The sequence below is a fragment of the Magnetospirillum sp. LM-5 genome, assembly GCF_902729445.1.
Lineage (GTDB): Bacteria > Pseudomonadota > Alphaproteobacteria > Rhodospirillales > Magnetospirillaceae > Magnetospirillum.
This window is the reverse complement of record NZ_CACVCE010000001.1, coordinates 169208-189334: the sequence shown is the minus strand read 5'-3', so window position 1 is coordinate 189334 and position 20127 is coordinate 169208. Positions and strand designations below refer to the sequence as shown.

The 20127-nt window shown below is 64.0% G+C and carries 18 protein-coding genes; 3 read left to right on the top strand and 15 right to left on the bottom strand.

What is annotated here, in order from left to right:
* Window positions 1-2 precede the first annotated feature (2 nt).
* From nuoH to MTBLM5_RS00860, 14 genes are all read right to left on the bottom strand, one after another.
* The gene (gene nuoH / locus MTBLM5_RS00925; protein WP_173973925.1) at window positions 3-1034 is read right to left on the bottom strand and encodes an NADH-quinone oxidoreductase subunit NuoH; all 1032 of its coding nucleotides are present in this window, start codon (window positions 1032-1034) and stop codon (window positions 3-5) included.
* Window positions 1027-3096 carry an NADH-quinone oxidoreductase subunit NuoG gene (gene nuoG, locus MTBLM5_RS00920; RefSeq protein ID WP_173973924.1) on the bottom strand — a complete coding sequence of 690 codons (2070 nt, stop codon included), beginning with the start codon at window positions 3094-3096 and terminating at the stop codon, window positions 1027-1029. Before nuoG ends, nuoH begins: the two co-directional genes overlap by 8 nt.
* 21 nt (window positions 3097-3117) lie before the next feature.
* A complete protein-coding gene (nuoF, locus tag MTBLM5_RS00915) occupies window positions 3118-4395 on the bottom strand; it encodes an NADH-quinone oxidoreductase subunit NuoF (protein WP_173973923.1) in 1278 nt (425 codons plus the stop codon).
* The gene (gene nuoE, locus MTBLM5_RS00910; protein WP_173973922.1) at window positions 4395-5000 is read right to left on the bottom strand and encodes an NADH-quinone oxidoreductase subunit NuoE; all 606 of its coding nucleotides are present in this window, start codon (window positions 4998-5000) and stop codon (window positions 4395-4397) included. Before nuoE ends, nuoF begins: the two co-directional genes overlap by 1 nt.
* The gene (locus MTBLM5_RS00905; RefSeq protein WP_173973921.1) at window positions 4997-6175 is read right to left on the bottom strand and encodes an NADH-quinone oxidoreductase subunit D; all 1179 of its coding nucleotides are present in this window, start codon (window positions 6173-6175) and stop codon (window positions 4997-4999) included. The genes nuoE and MTBLM5_RS00905 overlap by 4 nt, the downstream gene beginning before the upstream one ends.
* A gap of 1 nt (window position 6176) precedes the next feature.
* A complete protein-coding gene (locus MTBLM5_RS00900) occupies window positions 6177-6785 on the bottom strand; it encodes an NADH-quinone oxidoreductase subunit C (protein ID WP_173973920.1) in 609 nt (202 codons plus the stop codon).
* A gap of 24 nt (window positions 6786-6809) precedes the next feature.
* On the bottom strand, window positions 6810-7370 hold the full coding sequence (locus MTBLM5_RS00895) for an NADH-quinone oxidoreductase subunit B family protein (protein ID WP_173973919.1): 561 nt from the start codon (window positions 7368-7370) through the stop codon (window positions 6810-6812).
* On the bottom strand, window positions 7361-7726 hold the full coding sequence (locus tag MTBLM5_RS00890) for an NADH-quinone oxidoreductase subunit A (RefSeq protein ID WP_068501612.1): 366 nt from the start codon (window positions 7724-7726) through the stop codon (window positions 7361-7363). Before MTBLM5_RS00890 ends, MTBLM5_RS00895 begins: the two co-directional genes overlap by 10 nt.
* 358 nt (window positions 7727-8084) lie before the next feature.
* Window positions 8085-9158, bottom strand: a complete 1074-nt coding sequence (locus MTBLM5_RS00885; RefSeq protein WP_173973918.1) for a PQQ-binding-like beta-propeller repeat protein — start codon at window positions 9156-9158, stop codon at window positions 8085-8087.
* Window positions 9149-10015, bottom strand: a complete 867-nt coding sequence (locus tag MTBLM5_RS00880) for a hypothetical protein (protein WP_217424945.1) — start codon at window positions 10013-10015, stop codon at window positions 9149-9151. Before MTBLM5_RS00880 ends, MTBLM5_RS00885 begins: the two co-directional genes overlap by 10 nt.
* Before the next feature lie 274 nt (window positions 10016-10289).
* Window positions 10290-12149 (bottom strand): ATP-binding protein, encoded by a 1860-nt coding sequence (locus tag MTBLM5_RS00875; protein WP_173973917.1) that lies wholly within the window; start codon window positions 12147-12149, stop codon window positions 10290-10292.
* A gap of 2 nt (window positions 12150-12151) precedes the next feature.
* A complete protein-coding gene (locus MTBLM5_RS00870) occupies window positions 12152-12589 on the bottom strand; it encodes a response regulator (RefSeq protein WP_068501622.1) in 438 nt (145 codons plus the stop codon).
* Entirely contained in the window at window positions 12586-14643 is a 2058-nt protein-coding gene (locus tag MTBLM5_RS00865) for an ATP-binding protein (RefSeq protein ID WP_173973916.1), read from the bottom strand. The genes MTBLM5_RS00870 and MTBLM5_RS00865 overlap by 4 nt, the downstream gene beginning before the upstream one ends.
* Before the next feature lie 994 nt (window positions 14644-15637).
* Complete coding sequence (locus tag MTBLM5_RS00860; protein ID WP_173973915.1) at window positions 15638-16054, bottom strand: hypothetical protein; 417 nt, start codon at window positions 16052-16054, stop codon at window positions 15638-15640.
* Between the two features lie 190 nt (window positions 16055-16244).
* Here MTBLM5_RS00860 and MTBLM5_RS00855 point away from each other — a divergent pair, with 190 nt between their 5' ends.
* Window positions 16245-18026, top strand: a complete 1782-nt coding sequence (locus tag MTBLM5_RS00855) for an alpha/beta hydrolase (protein WP_173973914.1) — start codon at window positions 16245-16247, stop codon at window positions 18024-18026.
* On the opposite strand, the gene MTBLM5_RS00850 is transcribed toward MTBLM5_RS00855, so the two are convergent.
* The gene (locus MTBLM5_RS00850; protein WP_173973913.1) at window positions 17978-18424 is read right to left on the bottom strand and encodes a bacteriohemerythrin; all 447 of its coding nucleotides are present in this window, start codon (window positions 18422-18424) and stop codon (window positions 17978-17980) included. The two genes, MTBLM5_RS00855 and MTBLM5_RS00850, sit on opposite strands and share 49 nt — an antisense overlap.
* Before the next feature lie 204 nt (window positions 18425-18628).
* Here MTBLM5_RS00850 and fliN point away from each other — a divergent pair, with 204 nt between their 5' ends.
* A complete protein-coding gene (fliN, locus tag MTBLM5_RS00845) occupies window positions 18629-18892 on the top strand; it encodes a flagellar motor switch protein FliN (RefSeq protein ID WP_173973912.1) in 264 nt (87 codons plus the stop codon).
* 64 nt (window positions 18893-18956) lie between these two features.
* Window positions 18957-20126: a cystathionine beta-lyase gene (gene metC / locus MTBLM5_RS00840; protein WP_173973911.1), complete on the top strand. Its 1170-nt coding sequence runs from the start codon at window positions 18957-18959 to the stop codon at window positions 20124-20126.
* Window position 20127 lies beyond the last annotated feature (1 nt).

The following is a 20127-nucleotide window of genomic DNA, read 5'->3' as shown; positions in this document are numbered from 1 at the left end:
CCTTAGCCCTGGTTCGGCAGCCAGCCGAACGCGACCAGCACGCCCGACGTCAGCACCAGCCAGAACAGCGAGAACGGCAGGAACACCTTCCAGCCCAAGCGCATCAGCTGGTCGTAGCGGTAGCGCGGGAACGTCGCGCGGACCCACAGGAACACGAACAGCACGGCGCAAATCTTCAGCGCGAACCAGATGATCCCCGGCACCCAGTTGAAGGGGGCGACGTCGAACGGGGGCAGCCAGCCGCCCAGGAACAAGATGACGGTCATGCCGCTCATCAGGATCATGTTGGCGTATTCACCCAGGAAGAACAGGGCGAAGGTCATCGCCGAATATTCGACGTTGTAGCCGGCCACCAGCTCGGATTCCGCTTCCGGAAGGTCGAAGGGGGCGCGGTTGGTCTCGGCCAGGGCCGAGATCAGGAAGATGAAGAACATCGGCAGATGCGGGATGACGAACCACATCGTCTCTTTCTGGCGCAGCACCACGTCGGACAGGTTCAAGGACCCCACCGTCAGCAGCACCGACACCAGCACGAAGCCGATCGACACTTCATAGGACACCATCTGCGCCGCCGAGCGAAGGCCGCCCAGGAAGGCGTATTTCGAGTTGGACGCCCAGCCCGACATGATGATGCCGTAGACGCCCAGGGACGAGATGGCGAACAGGTACAAGATGCCGACATTGATGTCGGCCAGCACCCAGCCCTGGTCGAACGGGATCACCGCCCAGGCGATCAGCGCCAGGAAGAAGGTCAACATCGGGGCGATGATGAACACCGCCTTGTTGGCCCCGGTCGGCAGAATGGTTTCCTTCAGGAACAGCTTGACGCCGTCGGCCAAAGGCTGCAGCAGGCCGAACGGGCCGACCACGTTGGGACCCTTGCGCAGCTGGATGGCGCCGATGACCTTGCGCTCGGCATAGGTCAGATAGGCGACCGCGATCAGCAGCGGCAGGACAATGGCGAGAATCTGGACGACGATGACGATCAGGCGCCAGATCTCGGGGGGCATCAGCCCGGCGAGCATATCAACCATGGGTCCCCGTCTTCTTGTGGTGGTTGCAGCCACAGCCGGCGCCGAACGAGGCGGTGCATTCCGCCATGGTCTTCGAAGCGCGGCTGATCGGGTCGGTCATGTAGAAATTGTCGATGCACGAGACCAGCTTCTTGGCCTCCAGCGCGCCCTCGGCGCCAAAGGCGCCCCAGGCGGCCGGATGCAGCAGGCCCAGCTGACCGAACAAGGGATGACGGGTGCGCAGCTGGCCGACGGTGTCGTAGGCCAAGGGCTTGCCCAACGCGTCGGACAGGGCGCGCACGACCTTCCAGTCGTCCTTGGCCTCGCCCGGCGGGAAGATCGCCATATTGGTGCGCTGCGCCCGGCCTTCCATGTTGACGAAGGTCGCCTGCTTCTCGGTATAGGCGGCACTCGGCAGAACCACGTCGGCCCGGTGGGCACCAGCATCGCCGTGGCTGCCCATATAGACCACGAAGGCCTTGCCCAGGCCGGCCATCTCGACTTCGTCGGCACCGGCCAGGAACACCAGCTCGACGTCGCCCTTGCCGGCGGCGGCTACGATACCGGCGGTATCAAGACCACCCGAACCGGGCAGGAAGCCCAGATCCAGGCCACCGACGCGAGCCGCGGCGGTGTGCAGCACGTTGAAGCCGTTCCAGCCGTCCTTCACCAGACCGGCCTCGTCGGCGATCTTCTTGGCCAAGCCCAGGATGGCGGCGCCATCGGCACGGGCCAACGCGCCCTGACCCAGGATGATGGCCGGCTTGGCGGCCGACTTCAGCACCTGGAAGAAGGGATGCTTGCCCGAGGCGATATCGGCCAGGATGGCGGCATCGTCACCCAGCCAGTCGGCCTTGAAGGTCAGGTCGGCCTTAGGGCCGATCACCGCCGCCTTGAAGCCGCCCTTCAGGTAACGCTTGCGGATGCGGGCGTTCAGCACCGGCGCTTCCTTGCGCGGGTTCGAGCCCACGATCAGGACCGCGTCGGCCTCTTCGATGCCGGCGATGGTGCTGTTGAACAGATACGAAGCGCGGACCGAACCATCGAGCTTGGCGCCATCCTGGCGGCAATCGATGTTGGCCGAGCCCAGCGAGGTCATCAGGTCCTTCAGGGCCACCATGGTCTCGCAATCGGTCTGGTCGCCGGCGATGGCGGCGATCTTCGACCCCGCCAGGCCCTTGGCCTTTTCCGCGATGGCGGCGAAGGCTTCCGACCACGAGGCCGACACCAGCTTGCCGTCCTTGCGGACATAGCAGCGGTCCAGGCGTTGACGCTTCAGGCCATCGACGGCGAAGCGCGAGCGATCCGACAGCCATTCCTCGTTGATGTCGTCATTGACGCGGGGAAGGATGCGCACCACCTCGTTGCCGCGGCTGTCGATGCGGATGGCCGAACCCAGCGCGTCCATGGCATCGACCGATTCGGTCTTCTTCAGTTCCCAGGCGCGATAGGTGAAGCTGGCCGGCTTGTTGGTCAGCGCGCCCACCGGGCACAGATCGATCAGATTGCCCGACAATTCGCTGGACACGGCGGCGTTGACGTACCGGCCGACTTCCAGATGCTCGGACCGGTGCAGACCGCCCAGGACCGGGGTGCCGGCGATTTCCGAGATGAAGCGGATGCAGCGCGTGCACTGGATGCAGCGGGTCATCATGGTCTGGATCAACGGACCGTAATCCTTGTCCTCGACCGAGCGCTTCTCTTCCAGGTAACGGCCGCGATCGCCGCCGTAATTCATCGCCTGGTCCTGCAGGTCGCACTCGCCGCCCTGATCGCAGATCGGGCAATCCAGCGGGTGGTTGATCAGCAGGAACTCCATCACGCCCTGGCGCGCCTTGCGCACATTGGCGTTGTTGGTGTGGACCACCATCCCCTCGCCCACCGGCATGGCGCACGACGCCACCGGCTTGGGCATCTTCTCCACTTCCACCAGGCACATGCGGCAATTGCCGGCCACGGCCAGGCGCTCGTGATAACAGAAGCGCGGGATTTCAATCGGGGGGTCAAGGCGTTCGGCGGCCTGCAGGATGGTCGTCCCGGCCTCGACCTCGATCTCACGTCCGTCGATAGTCAGTTTCGGCATGGTCTATCGGTCCTTACAGCCTTAAGCCGCGCTGGAAGCCCGGCCCTTGATCTTGGCTTCGATCAGGGGACGGAAGTGACGGATCAGGCCCTGGATCGGCCAAGCGGCCGCGTCGCCCAGGGCGCAGATGGTGTGGCCTTCGACCTGCTTGGTGATTTCCTGCAGCATGTCGATTTCTTCCAGGGCGGCCTCGCCCTTGTTGATGCGCTCCATCATGCGCCACATCCAGCCGGTGCCTTCGCGGCACGGCGTGCACTGGCCGCAGCTTTCGTGCTTGTAGAAGCGCGACAGCCGGGTGATGGCCCGCACGATGTCGGTGGACTTGTCCATGACGATGACCGCCGCCGTGCCCAGGCCCGAACCAGCCTCTCGCAGGCCGTCGAAATCCATCAGGACGGTCTCGCAGATGTCCTTGGTCAGCGCAGGCGTCGAGGAACCGCCGGGGATCACCGCCAGCAGATTGTCCCAGCCGCCGCGGATGCCGCCGCAATGCTTGTCGACCAGCTCGCGGAAGGGGATGCCCATCTCTTCTTCGACGTTGCACGGCTTGTTGACGTGCCCCGAGATGCAGAAAAGCTTGGTGCCGGAATTCTTCGGCCGGCCGATTCCAGCGAACCACGCCGCTGACCGGCGCATGATGGTCGGCACCACCGCGATGGATTCGACGTTGTTGACCGTGGTCGGGCAGCCATACAGACCGACGCCGGCCGGGAACGGCGGCTTCAGGCGGGGCTGGCCCTTCTTGCCTTCCAAGCTTTCGATCAGCGCCGATTCCTCGCCGCAGACATAGGCGCCGGCGCCGCGATGGACGTAGCAATCGAAATCGAAGCCCGAACCGCAGGCATTCTTGCCGATCAGCCCGGCTTCATAGGCCTGGTCGATGGCGGCCTGCAGGTGCTTGGCCTCAAGGATGAACTCGCCGCGGATATAGATGTAGGCGGCGTGCGCGCCGACCGCGAAGGCGGCGATCAGCGCGCCCTCGACCAGCTTGTGCGGGTCGAAGCGCATGATCTCGCGGTCCTTGCAGGTGCCCGGCTCGCCCTCGTCGGCGTTGATGACCAGGAAGTGCGGACGAGCCCCTTCGGTCTTGGGCATGAAGGACCACTTCATGCCGGTCGAGAAGCCGGCGCCGCCACGGCCGCGCAGGCCGGAATTCTTGACTTCCTCGATGATGGCGTCGCGGCCCTTTTCCAGGATGGCCTTGGTGCCGTCCCAGTCGCCGCGAGCCTGGGCGCCCTTCAGGCCCCAGTCGTGGATGCCGTAGAGATTGGTGAAGATACGGTCTTGATCGCGCAGCATCACGCCTTCTCCGTTCCGAAGGTGAGTTCGGTCAAGGTGGTCGGGCCACCCTCGGGGGCCGAGAACTGCCGGCCGTTCTGCGGACCCACCTTCGGGGTCTCGCCGCGCTTCAGCGCGTCAAGCACCGCCTTGGTGGTGTCCGGCGTCAGGTCCTCGTAATAATCGTCGTTGACCTGCATCATCGGGGCGTTGACGCAGGCACCCAGGCACTCGACCTCGGACAGGGTGAACATCCCGTCGGCCGTGGTCTCGCCCCACTGGACGCCCAGCACCTCCTGGGCGGTGGCGCCGACACCGTCGGACCCACGCAGCAGGCAGCAGATGTTGGTGCACACCTGGACGTGGAACTTACCGACCGGGCGCTGGTTGTACATGGTGTAGAAGGTCACCACTTCCTGCACCCGGATCGGGGCCATCTCCAGCATCTCGGCGATCGCCTCGATCACCGCGATGGAGGTCCAGCCGACCTGGCGCTGGGCCAGGTCCAACAGCGGCATCACCGCCGATTGCTGACGCCCGGCCGGATACTTGGCGATGATCTTCTTCGCCAGTTCCAGGTTCTCGGGGGTGAAGGCGAAGCTGGTCATTTCGGTTTCGTTGCTCATCGGTCGATCTCGCCGAAAACGATGTCGATGGAGCCGATATTGGCGACCACGTCGGCCATCATGTGTCCCTTGGACATCATGTCGAGGGCCTGCAGGTGGACGTATCCCGGCGGACGGATCTTGCAGCGATAGGGCTTGTTGGTGCCGTCGGCGACGATATAGACGGCGAACTCGCCCTTGGGCGCCTCGACGGCGGTGTAGGTCTCGCCGGCCGGCACGCGCACGCCCTCGGTGAACAGCTTGAAGTGATGGATCAGGGCTTCCATCGACCGCTTCATCTCGGCCCTGGGCGGCGGGCTGACCTTGCGGTCATCGACCCGGACCAGACCGGCCGGCATCTCGCGGATGCACTGCTTCATGATCTTGACCGATTCGCGCATCTCGATGACGCGGATCAGGTAGCGGTCATAGCAATCGCCGGCCTTGCCGACGGGGATGTCGAAATCCATGCGGTCATAGACTTCGTAGGGCTGGCTCTTGCGCAGATCCCAGGCGATGCCGGAAGCCCGCAGGTTCGGGCCGGTGAAGCCCCAATCCAGCGCCTGCTCGGCGCTGACCGTGCCGATATCGACGGTGCGCTGCTTGAAGATGCGGTTCTCGGTGACCAGGGTCTCGATATCGTCGATCACCTTGGGGAACTGGTCGCACCAGGCATCGATGTCTTCCAACAGGCCCGGCGGCAGGTCCATGGCGACGCCGCCGATGCGGAAGTAGTTGGCGTGCAGACGAGCACCGCAGGCGCGCTCGTAGAACTCCATCAGCTTTTCGCGCTCCTCGAAGCCCCACAGCATCGGCGTCATGCCGCCGACGTCGAAGACGAACGAGCAGACGTTCAAGATGTGGTTGAGGATGCGGCCGATCTCGCAGTAAAGCGTGCGGATGTACTTGGCGCGCAACGGGATATCGACGCCCAGCAGGTTTTCCACCGCGAGCACGAAGGCGTGCTCCTGGTTCATGGTGCCGACATAGTCCAGGCGGTCGAAATAGGGGATCGATTGCTGGTAGATCTTGTGTTCGATCAGCTTCTCGGTGCCGCGATGCAGCAGGCCGATATGCGGATCGGCGCGATCGACGATTTCGCCCGACATCTCGAGGATCAGACGCAGCACGCCGTGGGCGGCCGGGTGCTGAGGACCGAAATTGATGTTGTAGCTCTTGATCTCGGCTTCAGCCATGTCAGCGGCTCCCTTCCGCCTTTTCGTCGCCCGGAAGCGGCCCTTGGCCTTCCCATGGCGACAGGAAATCGAAGCTGCGGAAATCCTGGACCAGCTTGACCGGCTCGTAGACGCAGCGCTTCTGCTCTTCGTCGTAGCGGATCTCGACAGTGCCGGTCAGCGGGAAGTCCTTCCGGAGCGGATGGCCTTCGAAGCCGTAATCGGTCAGGATGCGGCGCAGGTCGGGATGGTCGGCGAAGATGATGCCGTACATGTCCCAGGTCTCGCGCTCGAACCAGCCGGCCGAACTGAACACGCCGACCACCGACGGGACCGGAGTCTCTTCGTCGGTCCGGGCCTTCACCCGCACGCGCTGGTTATGCTTCAGCGACAGCAGGTGATAGACCACGTCGAAGCGTTCCTCGCGCTCGGGGTAATCGACCCCGCAGACATCGACCAGCTGCTTGAACAGGCAGCCGGAATCGTCACGCAGGAAAGTCAGCACGCGGGCCACCGAGGCGGCACGGACGTTGACCGTCAATTCGCCGACGCGGTTCACCTCGGCGGACAGGACGTCGTTGGGCAGGGCGGCGGCGATGTAGTCGCCCAGATCCTTCAGCACTTGCGTCATGGTTTGTGACCGTCCCAAAGGTGGCTAGCGCAGGATGGTGCCGGTACGGCGGATCTTCTTCTGCAGCTGCATGATGCCGTACAGAAGCGCCTCGGCGGTCGGCGGGCAACCGGGGACATAGACGTCCACCGGAACCACGCGGTCGCAACCGCGCACCACCGAGTAGGAATAGTGATAATAGCCGCCGCCATTGGCGCACGAGCCCATCGAGATCACCCAGCGCGGCTCGGCCATCTGGTCGTAGACGCGGCGCAACGCCGGAGCCATCTTGTTGGTCAGGGTGCCGGCGACGATCATCACGTCGGACTGACGCGGGCTGGGACGGAAGACGATGCCGAAGCGGTCCAGGTCATAGCGCGAGCAGCCGGCATGGATCATTTCCACGGCGCAGCAGGCCAGACCGAAGGTCATCGGCCACAAGGAACCGGTGCGGACGTAATTGACCAGCTTGTCGAGATTGGCGACGACGAAGCCCTTGTCCTGGATTTCGTCGGCCACCAGCTTCATCAGCTGGTCCTGCGCCGCGCCGGGGGCCAGCGGGCCTGCGTGGGCGGGCGTCACCAGCGAGGAATTGCTCACTCCCATTCCAGGGCTCCCTTTCGCCATTCATAGATGAAGCCGATGGTCAGCACGCCCAGGAACACCATCATCGACCAGAAGCCGAACAGGCCGATCTTGCCCAGGGTCACCGCCCACGGGAACAGGAACGCCACTTCCAGATCGAAGATGATGAAAAGGATGGCCACCAGGTAGAAACGCACCTCGAACTTCGAGCGGGCGTCGCCGAAGGCGTCGAAGCCGCATTCGTAAGCGGCGTTCTTTTCCGGATCGGGCCGTTGCTTGCCGGCCAGCCACGACGCCGCGATGGCGATCACGGATACGGCAATGGCGATCCCCAGGAAAATCAGGATCGGCAGATATTCGAGCAGCCAAGCGTCCATCGTCCCTGCCCTTCAATTGGGTGCGACCCGAAGACAATCCCCCGCGCCATCATAGAGGCGTTCCGGACGAAAACGGGGACCGATTGCTGATCTGACAGGATCGGAAGGGCCCGGGTTCGGCGGATGACACCGCATGGCAGGATGACGGGGAACAGCCCTCCAACAAACAAGCACAAGCCATCCCACGCGGATGTCGGGTCAGGAACCGACCACCCGCGCGGGTAGGCGTGGTGTAATCCAGCCCCCCTGGACTGTCAAGCCGACATGGCTATTGACACGTAAATTTGCCACATTCGCGCAAGGAGCGCTTGCCCCGGATGGGGCGGCTGGCCCTACCCGGAAACGGGCAGGAGAGCGACTAAATCGTCACTCCGAGCAGACGGCCGTCCTGGGTGCCGAAGGCCGCCAGGCCCTGGCCCAGAGGCACGACGAACGGGCGCAGCTTTTCTCCGACCGCCACGCGGAGTCGCTCGCGACCCGAGGCGATATCCAGCACATGCAGGACATCGGCCATGTCCAGGGCGAACAGATCGTCGCCTTGCACCACCAGTTCGGCCATCAGCGGCGCCCAATTGCCGGCGGCCTTGCCGTAATCGGTGGTGCGATGGCGCCAGCGCACGGCGCCGTTCGCGGCATCGACGGCATACAGCCAGCCGGTCGGCGACCACAAATAGGCCGAACCGTCGGCGACCAGATGGGAATTGATGAAATTGCCGGCATAGAAGCTCCAGCGCTCGGCCCCGGTGGCGATGTCCAATCCGTGCAGCTTCTCTTGATAGGCGCCGGCCACCAGGATGTCGTTCCAGATGTGCAATTGCCGCAGATACTGCCATTCCTTGGCGCGATCGATCCGCCACAGCAAGCGGCCGCTGGCCAGGTCCACCGCGTTCAGCACACCATCGCCGCCGCACACGAACACCGTGCCGGCGGCGGCGGCGGGGGCGTAATGGATGTCGGTGTCGAGATGGGTATCGAAATGCCAGCGAACGGCGCCGCTGGTCAGATCGCGGGCGACCAGCCGGTGACCGTCGCCAGCCAGCACCGTTCCTTTATATATGAGCGGGGCGCCAAAGGCCCGCTCGGCCTCGGCCCGCCACAGCGGCCGGCCATCCTCGCCCCCCCAGGCCTTGAAGGCCCCGGCGGCGCCGGTCAGCATCACACCATCGGCCAGACGCGGACGGAAACGGGCCGCATCGCCGTCGGTCAGGTCCCGCCCCCACAGCAGCCGGCCGGTGCGGCCTTCGACCAGCCCGACCCGGGCCTCGCCGGCAAAAGCCAACCGGTCGCCGTCCCGGGCCGCCGGCGTCAACACCTTGTTGCCGGTATCGACCGTCCAGGCCAGCGACCCGCGCGGCATCGACGCCTTCGCCGCGCCGGCCCAAAGGGCTAAGCCGCCGGCCAGGAACCGGCGGCGCCCCAGATTCAGTCGCACCTGGCCCCCTGCTCGATCCAGCGCAGCAGCAATTGGGTGTTGGGATGGTCGCGATCCGACGACGGCTCGATACCGGGCGGCATGCGGTTTTCCACCAGATGCTGCATCAGGCCGCTTTCGTCGGGCTTGCCGGGGATCACGACCTTGGTGGCGTTGGCCACGCCCTTGGCCACCGAATCGGCGCCCAGCATGATGCCCTTGTAGCTGGACAGGTCCAGTTCGTGGAAGCTGGGCGGCTCCTGGTTGGACATATGGCACTCGGTGCAGGCCGGAGTGTTGGCCGCGAAGGTGTTGGCGGTGGCGAACAGCGGCAGGATGTCCTTCTTGAAGTGGGCGTCATCCTTGGCGCCGTCGGCGATCCATTGGCGGATGGACAGGATCGGCGGACTGTCGGTCGGGACGTTGAAGCGAACACCCAGCGGCATGCGGTTGTTGCGCAGCATGCGTCCCAGCAATTCCTTCTTGGCGCCCTTGCCGGGAGTGAACAGCTTACGGGCCGGCGGTTCGGTCGAGCCCTTGTTGATGCCCTCGCAGGTCGACAGGTCCAGGCCGCGATAGGACACCGACGGATCGCCGGACCCATGGCACACCACGCAGGCCGGCCCTTCGCCAAAGGCATTGGGCGTACGCATCAGCACCGCGATGTAACTATAGGTGATCGGGATGTTGCGTTTGATGATCAGTTCGTTGACGGCGGCATGGTCGCCTTCCAGCTCCATCTTGCCGGCTTTGATGTCCTCGACCATCTGGCGGGTCAGGCTGGCCTTGCGGTCTGTGGCCCCGGCCTCCTCGACGCCGACAGCCAGCAAGGTCACGGCCCCGATCGCGGCGCCGCGAATAACCATCGCGAAATTCATGAAGTCCCCCTAATCCGTCTGCCCGCCCTGTTCGGCGCCCCGCCACCGTTTTCCGCAATCGCGTCCGTGACATTAGTCAATTACAGTAAAATAAAGACGGTATTCGATCAATATCAAACAATTAGCGCGTCACCGTATAAGTATGAATACCTATATTCTTTCGAATAGGCAGCTGACTACTAAACAATCGCGGAGGCAATATTGCATCGCACCATCAGGAGGATTATCGAACCCACAAACAAGAATGGCGCCGACCACATGCGATCGACGACAGTCACGCTGCCTTGGGCAGGGACACGAAGAAGGTACTGCCCTTGCCGGGCACCGATTCGATCCAGATGCGGCCATGGTGCTGTTCGACGATCTTGTGGCAGACCGCCAGGCCGATGCCGGTTCCCTCGCACTGCTCGCGGGGGACCAGCCGCTGGAAGATGCCGAAGACCCGTTCAAAATCGCGGGCCTCGATCCCGGTGCCGTTGTCTTGGACGAAGGCGACCCAGTGGGACGAGCCATCATCCTTCCACCCCACCGAGATGACCGCAGCGCGGTCGGGATGGCGGTACTTGACGGCATTGCCGATCAGGTTCTGGAACAGGCGCACGATGTCGCGATGATAGCCGATGACCGAGGGCAGGTCCTCGGCGATCGTCAGGTCGGCACCGACCTCGATCAAGGTCGGCCCCAGGATCAGGCGCACCTCTTCCAGGACGGTCGCCAGGGACACGGTCTCATGCACGGCGTCGCGGCCGACCCGGGAATATTCCAGCAGATCGCGGATCAAGGCATCCATCCGGGTGGCGCCATCGACCGCGTAGCCGATGAATTCCTGCCCGGTCGCGTCCAGCGACGCCCCCAGGCGCCGTTTCAGCAGGTTGAGATAGCTCGAGATCATCCGCAACGGCTCGCGCAGATCATGGCTGGCGACATAGGCGAATTGCTCCAACTCGGCGTTGGACTGGCGCAATTCTTCCTCGTGGTGCTTGGTGGCGTTGTAATCGGTGACGTCTTGCATCACCGACAAGATGCATTCCTCGCCGTTCAATTCGGTCAAGGCGGCGGAATACAGGAACTCGCCGACCGCGCCCCCCTTGCGGACCAGGCGGATCTCGCGATTGATGACCGGCTTGCCGCTTCTCAGGGCCGACACCGCCGCCTTGCGCACGGCCAGGTTTTGCCACATCCCGATCTCGATCGCCGTGTGCCCGATCAATTCCGCGCGTTGGTAGCCGAAGGTCGAAAGGAAGGTTTCGTTGGCTTCGAAGAACAGGCCGTCGGCAGCCCGGCTGACCGCGATCGCTGCCGGGCTGATATGGAAGATGGCCGACAGCCGCGCCTCGCTGACCCGCAGGGCCTCGCGCCCTTCGCGGGTCTCGTGGATGTCGGAACTCGAGCCGAACCACTTCTCGATCCGGCCGTCCTCGGTGCGCAAGGGCACCGCCCTGGTGTCGAACCAGCGATAGGCGCCGTCATGCCGGCGCAGGCGAAACTCGACGGCGAAATCGCTGCCCGCCGCCACCGCCGCATTCCAGGCACTCATCAAGCCGGCTTGGTCGTCGGGATGCACGCTTTCCAACCAGCCATATCCCAGTTGGATGTCGGCGGGAATGCCGGTATAGGCCACCCAGCGCTCGCTTAAGAAGTCGCAGGCGCCGTCGGGGTCGCAGGTCCACACCGGATGGGGCAGGCCGGCGATCAATTGCCGCATCCGGAAGGCGCCGTCACGCACCGCCTGTTCCGCCTCGCGGACCGCCCGATGCTCGGCGGCGTCGCGCATGGCGCGCTCGATGGCCGGCACCAGCCGGGCCAGTCCGCCCTTGAGGACGAAGTCCCAGGCGCCCCGCTTCAGCCACTCGGCCGCCTCTTCCTCGCCCAGGCCGCCGGAGATCAGGATCAACGGCAGATCAGGCCGGCAACCGCGCAGAAGTTCCAGCGTCTGCCCGAACGACATGGCCGGCATGGAATAGTCGCTCAAGACCACGTCCCATTCGGACTCGTCCAGGGCCGCGGTCAAATCGGCCAAAGTGTCCACCCGCCGACACCTGGCATCCAGGCTGGCCCGGCGCAGATGACGCTCGACCAGCATGAAATCTGCCGCCGAATCCTCGATCACCAGGATGTTCAACGGGCGGTCCACGGTCACACCTCGGGCGGCGTGTTGACGGCCAGCCAATAGACGCCCAGGCGCGCCACGGTCTCGGCGAATTCGGCGAAACCCAGCGGCTTGCGGACGAAAGAATTGGCGCCGCCCTCGTAACTCTTCAGGCGATCCTCCTCCTCGTCGGACGAGGTCAGGATCACCACCGGCAACAGATGGGTTTCCTTGTGCTCGCGCAGCCGCTTCAACACCTCGAGCCCGCTCAGGCGGGGCAGGTTGATGTCGAGCAGGACCACCGTCGGCAGGTCCGAGCCCACTCGCCCGGCGAACTCGCCTTGCTGGAACAGATAATCAAGCGCCTGTTGGCCGTCGCGAACCACGTCCACCTGATTGGCCAGGTTGACCTTCTGCAGCGACCGAAGCGCCAACATCTCGTCTTGCGGATTGTCCTCGACCATCAGGATCGATTTGACCTTCATGATTGCCCCATCCCCATGTCTTCTTCGGTTCCCACCGGCAAACTGAAACAAAACGTCGCCCCCTTCCCGGGGGCCGAGGTGGCCTCGATGGCCCCGCCATGGCGCGAGACGATGCGCCGGACCGTCGCCAGGCCGATGCCCAGACCGGGAAACTCGTCCTGGCGATGCAGGCGCTGGAACGGGCGAAACAGCTTTTCCGCATGGTCGGGATTGAAGCCGGCGCCATTGTCGGCAACGCAAATGCGCACCGTGGCACCGTCGCGTTCCGAGAAGATGCGGACTTGCGCGTCTTCGGTGCGGGCGGTGTATTTCATCGCGTTGCCCATCAGGTTGCGCATGACGATTTCGATCATGCGCGGATCGCCCCAGGCCGACAGCCCGTCCTCGATGGTCCAGGTGACCTTGCGGTCCGGATGGGCCTGGTGCAATTCGCGCTGCATCCAGGTCGCCATGCCCGAAAGGTCGATATTTTCGCGTTGCAGGTCGCCGCGCGAGCAGCGCGACAGCAGCAGCAGCCCGTCGATCAGGGCCCCCATGTGGCGGCTGGCGATGACGATCTGGTCGAGATAGACCTTGGAATTGTCATCCAAAGTGCTGCCGCAATCCTCGATCAGGGCTTGGCTGAACCCGGTCATCGCCCGGAGCGGCGCCCGCAAATCGTGGGAAACGGCGTAGGTGAAGCTTTCCATTTCCTGGTTGGCGGCGACCAGTTCGGCGGTGCGTTCCTCGACCCGGCGTTCCAGGACGGCGGCAAGATGGCGGATTTCGTCCTCGGCTCGCTTGCGCCGGGTGATGTCGCGCACGATCTTGGACGCGCCGATGATCTTGCCGCGCCCATCCAAGATCGGTGAAATGGATACCGAGACGTCGATCAGACGGCCATCCTTGGTCCTGCGCTGCGTATCGTAAAGTTCCACCGGCGGCCCGTTGGCGATCCGGCTCAGGACGTCCTGCGCCTCACCCGGGCGCTCCTTGGGGCCAAGCATGGTGACGGACTGCCCGATCGCCTCGGCGGCGGCGTAGCCGAACAACCGGCTGGCGCCGCCGTTCCAGCTGGTGATCCGCCCGGCCAGAGTCATGCCGATGATGGCGTCGTCGGACGACTGAATGATTTCAGCGAGGTTGCGCAGCGAATCCGTGCGCCGCTCGACGACGAAGGTCAGGAACAACACCACCCCGGCCAGAACCAGGATGGTGACCACGCCTTGCGCCATTTGCTGGCGCCATTCCTGCAGCGCGATCGGCACCGGCAGGGTCGATATCGCCACCAAGGGGTAATTGGCCATGGCGCGATAGGCGATCACCCGCTGGCGGCCGGTGACGATGTCGGGCACCTCGACCACCCCGGCCGACGCCGACGGCAGATGCTGGCGGAAGATCGGGCTGTCGGCGGCGGAAAGACCGCGATACTGGATCTCGTCCGGGAAGCGGGCCAGGAACATGCCGTCGCGGCGCAACAGCGATGCGCTGGCATCTTGCTGCATCGCAAAGCCCCCCAGGACCTTTTCGAAATAGACCGGGTTGATTCCGGCCGCCACCAGGCCGCCAAAGGCCCCGTTCCGGCCCGGCAACGGCCGCGACAGCGGGATGACGTGCCGGCCCAGCGCCCGGCTGACCACCGGGGCGGCGATATGCAGGGACTGATCGGCCCAATGATCGCGCTGGTGCAGGAAATATTCCCGGTCGGACACGTCCAGAACCTGCGCCGTCGTCGAGCGGGCGTTGATGATTTCCGAAACGGTTCGCCCATCGGGGCCGACGATGATCAGATCCTGGATTTCCGGGAAGCCCCCCAGCCGCGCCTGGATATAGCTGACCGCTTGCGGGTTGGGCCAATGGTCAAGGTCGATGGACTTGGCGGCATCCTGCAAAAGACCGTCGATGGCACGCACGCTGCCCTCGATCCCGACGCTGGCGGCGTTGGCCAACGTCGCCATCTGGCGGTGGACCAAGTCCTGCTGGGCCCGGTAGCTGCCATAGACATCCCAGCCGGTGGCGACGGCGATCAAGCCGATCAATGCCAGCGCATAGGCCAGCATGGGGCGGCGAATCACGTCGCGACGATCAGAGGATTGGGGAAGGTGTTCGTTCACTGTCGGCACATGACGGGGAAGGGGCGTGCCGGGAAAGTATACGGTTTTCCCCTTAGGGCGTACATTAATCCAAACCTTCCCGGGCCATTTACATCCATTGGGCGACCCATCAAAGCCCGCAGCCAGCAAGCCGCGCGCAGCCTAATACTAACGCCAGACGGCACATTAGCAAATAGCATTAAAACCGCTGATTGGGCAAATCTAGAGCGGCGCGCCTAAAATCTGGATCAGCATTTCTTGATCGTCATTGCCGTGCTTGACCCGGCAATCCATGGACCACTGGATCACGTCCATTGAAGATTAAAGGCTCAACCATCTAGTCGTAGATGGCGGGAGTTCAGACACAGATTAACACAGATACCCGCTTCGCGGGACACAGATGAAAGGAAAAATATCTAATTTCATCTGTGTTTATCTGTGTTCATCTGTGTCATATAGCCGCGAGCATAAAATCCGGATCAGCCTTTCTTGATTGTCATTGCCGGGCTTGACCCGGCAATCCATGGTGGCGAAGCTGCCTCCGGCAGCATGGACCCCCGGATCAAGTCCACTTCTGTCCGGTTTAATCTCTGGCGTCGCGGCGCAAACCCTTGTGGCGCGCGCCTTTCAAAGGCTCGGGCCCGGACGGGACGTGACGCCATCGCCCCACACTCCGTCATGCCCGTGCTTGACACGGGCATCCCCGTGGCACCGAACAAAATCGAATGGAAACAGCGCGTTATGCGGATGCGCGTGGATGGCCGGGTCAAGCCCGGCCATGACGACGAGGGCTGTGGATGGTACCGCGATAATTGAACCGGACAGCCGTGGATCAAGTCCGGGGGTGACGGCAGAGGGTATGAACCAGATTAAAGGCTCGATGGACTAAGGTGTGAACCTGGCCCGAGTTCGCAGCCCCCAACAACACCGAAAACGGCGCCGACCAAGGCCGGCGCCGTTTGTCGATCTCAATCAGTCAGTAGACGTAATTGAGCACGCTGCCGGGGCGCACCGCACCCGGGGTGGTCACGCGCATGTTGCGCTCGTAAGTACCGACCCCGCGCATCACCATGCCAAGGAAACTGCCTTCGCCAGCCCCGCCATTGATCACCTCGTCCACTTCCTCGGCCTTGAAGGCGTTGGTGGCGCGGATGATGAACGGCGTGGCCTGCTGCTCGGGTTCACGGCGATCCTCGGTCCCGAACTGCATTTCCTCTTCATAGCGGAGCAGACGGTTGTCGTTGATCCCGATCTGCGGCGCGAAGACGGCACTTTCGAGCGGGGCACCATGCGAAGTCGCGACATTGCGACCGCCGGAGGCCGGGCGGGCTGTTGCCGCCGCAGCTATTCCGGGCGATCCCATCGCCGAGACTTTGTTGGTGCCGAGAGCCATAATTACACCAAGGCTAGATTAACTCGATAATAACTATATGGCACCGCCGGGAAAAAGGCCAGCGGATTCCGAAAATTTTTCATTGGTTTCAATGGCCATCCCCCGTTCTCGCGGTTGCAAAATCGTCATGCCGCGCCGCCCTCGCGCGGGGGTATAGTTCTGGGATCATCCGCGTGGGGAAGGCATCGCCATGAACGAGATCCGCCCGCAACCGACGGCCGCGAACAATCCGCAGCCGGAATCGTTTCGTCCGCCCTTCCCGGTGTTCACCGAAAGCACCGACCGCCTGATGCATGCGGTCCAGGGCCGCTTCACCATGGCGCTGTCGCCGGCCTCGCTGGGGCTGGCCTATCTGGACTGGCTGGTCCACCTGATGAACTCGCCCGGCAAGATGGGCGAACTGGCCCAGAACGCCGCCGCCAAGGCGCTGCCCTTGATGCGCTATGCCGCCGCCTCGGCCGCCGGACACACCGACCCCGACCCGTTCGTGCCGCTGGCCCAGGATTCCCGCTTCGCCAGCGCCGAGTGGCAGAAACACCCCTACAACGTCCTCAGCCAGGCGTTCCTTTACACCGAGCAATGGTGGCACTATGCCACCACCAACATCCGGGGCGTCAGCCGCCACCGTCAGCAGGTGGTGGAATTCGCCGCCCGTCAGCTGCTCGACGTGTTCTCGCCGGCCAATTTCCCGCTGACCAATCCCGACGTGCTGAAGGTGACGCTGGACCAAGGCGGTCAGAACCTGGCGCGCGGCTGGCAGAATTACTGCGACGATCTGTTGCGCCAGGCGACCGGCCGCGACTATGCCCCCGACCCGCGCTTCATCCCCGGCCAGGGCGTGGCCTGCACGCCCGGCAAGGTGGTCTATCGCAACAAGCTGATCGAGCTGATCCAGTATGCGCCGACCACCGAGACGGTCCATCCCGAGCCGATCCTGATCGTACCGGCCTGGATCATGAAATATTACATCCTCGATTTGTCGCCGGCCAATTCCATGGTCCGCTGGCTGGTCGGCCAGGGCCACACGGTGTTCATGATCTCGTGGAAGAACCCCACCGCCGATGATCGCGACCTGGGCATGAGCGACTATCGCCGCTTAGGGATCATGGCGGCGCTGGACGCCATCAACGCCATCGTGCCCGAGACCAAGGTCCATGCCGCCGGTTATTGCCTGGGCGGCACGCTGCTGTCGATCGCGGCGTCGGAAATGTCCCGGGACGGCGACGACCGCCTGGCCTCGGTGACCCTGCTGGCCGCCCAGACCGATTTCGAGGATGCCGGCGAGATCATGCTGTTCATCGACGAAAGCCAGGTCGCCTATCTGGAAGACGTGATGTGGGACCAGGGCTTCCTGGACACCAAGCAGATGGCCGGCGCCTTCCAGCTGCTTCGCTCCAACGATCTGGTGTGGTCCAGGATGGTGCGCCACTACTTCCTGGGCGAGGCCGACCACGGCAACGATCTGATGGCGTGGAACGCCGACGCCACCCGCATGCCGTACCGCATGCACAGCGAATATCTGCGCCGCCTGTTCCTCGACAACAGCCTGGCCAAGGGCCGCTTCACCGTCGATGGCCGCCCCATCGCCCTGACCGACATCCGCGCACCGATCTGCGCCGTCGGCACCACCAAGGACCATGTCGCGCCGTGGAAGTCGGTCTACAAGATCGGCATCCTGACCGACACCGACGTCACCTTCATCCTGTGCTCGGGCGGCCACAATGCCGGCATCGTCTCGGAGCCCGGCCACAAGGGCCGCAGCTTCCAGATATCCACCCGGGCCGACGCCGACAAATATGTCGATCCCGACACCTGGGTCCTGGTGACGCCGGTTCAGCAAGGCTCGTGGTGGAGCGCCTGGAGCGCCTGGCTGGCCGAGCGTTCCGGCGCCCGGGTCGCACCGCCGCCCCTGGGGACCAAGGACTACCCGCCGCTGGCCGAGGCGCCCGGATCATATGTGCTGATGCCCTGATCCGTGTCGGCGACACAGGCCTTGATGCCCTGGTCGAAGGTCAGGACATGGCTGACGATCCAGTCGTGCATCAACAACGCCATCTGCCAGATGACCTCGTCGGCGCTGGCTCCCTTGGGCTGGAGGAAATAGTCGCGGATATGCCCCTTCAATTCGTCCAGGATATGGCGGTGCGCCGCCGCGTGGTGCTCGAGCCCGGCAAATCCCGCCAGCCGCAACACCTCCTCCTCCCGCAGGAAGTGGGCCTCGGCATAGCCAAACAGCTTGCGCGCCGCCACTTCCGCATGCGCCAGGTCGGGGCTCTTTTCGAAATCGTTGATGATGCGGATCAACCGCATGTGGTCTGCGTCGATCTCGTCATTGCCGACGCTCATGGCTGGGGTCCATTTGGTGGGCATCAGGAACTCAACTCCCTTTGTCCCGGCTCGTCTTGAAGCCGGCAACGTCAACACCCGAACCCGGCCTCAGACTAACGATCTATCGCGATCGATTGCAAACAAGATTTTATCATGGTTCTAATGCGCAGACTGACGCGCAACGCATCCTTAACCATTGTCGGCGCTATGATCAGGCTGGAGTCAAATAGCTAAGGGCAGCCGGCGATGGGCGACGATACGATGGTGGGCGGCAAAGAGGCGGTCTATGACGTCTCGGTCGAATGCTACGCCGTGCTGGGCACAGCCAACCTGCCGATCGCCCAGCTTCTGAAGCTGGGCCGCGGCGCCGTGGTGGAACTGGACCGCAAGGTCAACGACCCGGTCGATCTGTACGTCAACCGCAAGAAGATCGCCAAGGCGGAAGTGGTGGTGGTCGAGGACCATCTGGCCGTCACCGTCACCGAGGTCCTGAAGCGGGCGGCGGATTAACTGGAATCCGGCGCCGCTTGGTGCCACCATCCGGGCCGGTCATCCCTGCCTGCCCGACGGAACCATGAAAAAAGACTCTCAGATCGTCCATGCCGGCCGCCACCCCGAGCGGCATTTCGGCGCCGTCAACCCGCCGGTCTATCACGCCTCGACCATCCTGCACCCGTCGGTGGCGGCGATGGAGGCCAGCGGCAAGCATCCGTTCGAGGGCGTGCGCTACGGCCGCTTCGGCACACCGACCACCTTCGCCTTCGAGGAAGCCATGGCGGTGGTCGAAGGCGGCCACAAGTGCGTCGCCACCTCGTCGGGCCTGGCCGCCATCACCGGCGCGCTGCTGGCCTTCCTGAAGGCCGGCGACCATCTGCTGATGGTCGACAGCACCTATTTCCCGACCCGCAAGTTCTGCGATTCGGTGCTGACCGGATTGGGCATCGAGACCACCTATTACGACCCGCTGGTGGGCGCCGGCATCGCCGGCCTGATCCGGCCCAACACCCGGGTCGTGTTCACCGAATCGCCCGGTTCCTTGACCTTCGAGGTTCAGGACATCCCGGCCATCGCCGAAGCGGCGCACCGTGCCGGCGCGGTGGTGATGATGGACAATACCTGGGGCGTGCTGACCTTCCAGCCCTTCGCCCATGGGGTGGACGTCTCGATCCAGGCCTGCACCAAATACGTGGTCGGCCATGCCGACGCCATGCTGGGCGCCATCACCTTGGCCAACGAAGACACCTGGCTGAAGGTCAAAAGCTCGGTCGCCGCCTTCGGCCATTCGCCAGGCGCCGAGGAATTGTATCTGGGCCTTCGCGGTCTACGCACCCTGCCCGTCCGTCTGCGTCACCATGGCCAAACCGCGCTGGCCCTGTGCCGGTGGCTGGAAACCCGCCCCGAAGTCGAGCGCGTGTTGTACCCGGCCCTGCATTCGGACCCCGGCCACGCTTTGTGGAAGCGCGACTTCACCGGCGCCTGCGGCCTGTTCGGGCTGATCTTGAAGCCTGCGTCGAAGGAAGCGGTCGATGCCATGCTGGACGGGTTCAGCCACTTCAAGCTGGGCTTTTCGTGGGGTGGTTTCGAAAGCCTGGTGATCCCGACCACGGGCCATTCCATCATCCGCACCGCCAGCACCTGGGCGCCGGCCGGGCCATCCTTGCGCTTCCATGCCGGGCTCGAGGACGCAACCGACCTGCAGGCCGACCTGGAGGCCGGCTTCACGCGCCTGACGGCGGCCGCCTGAC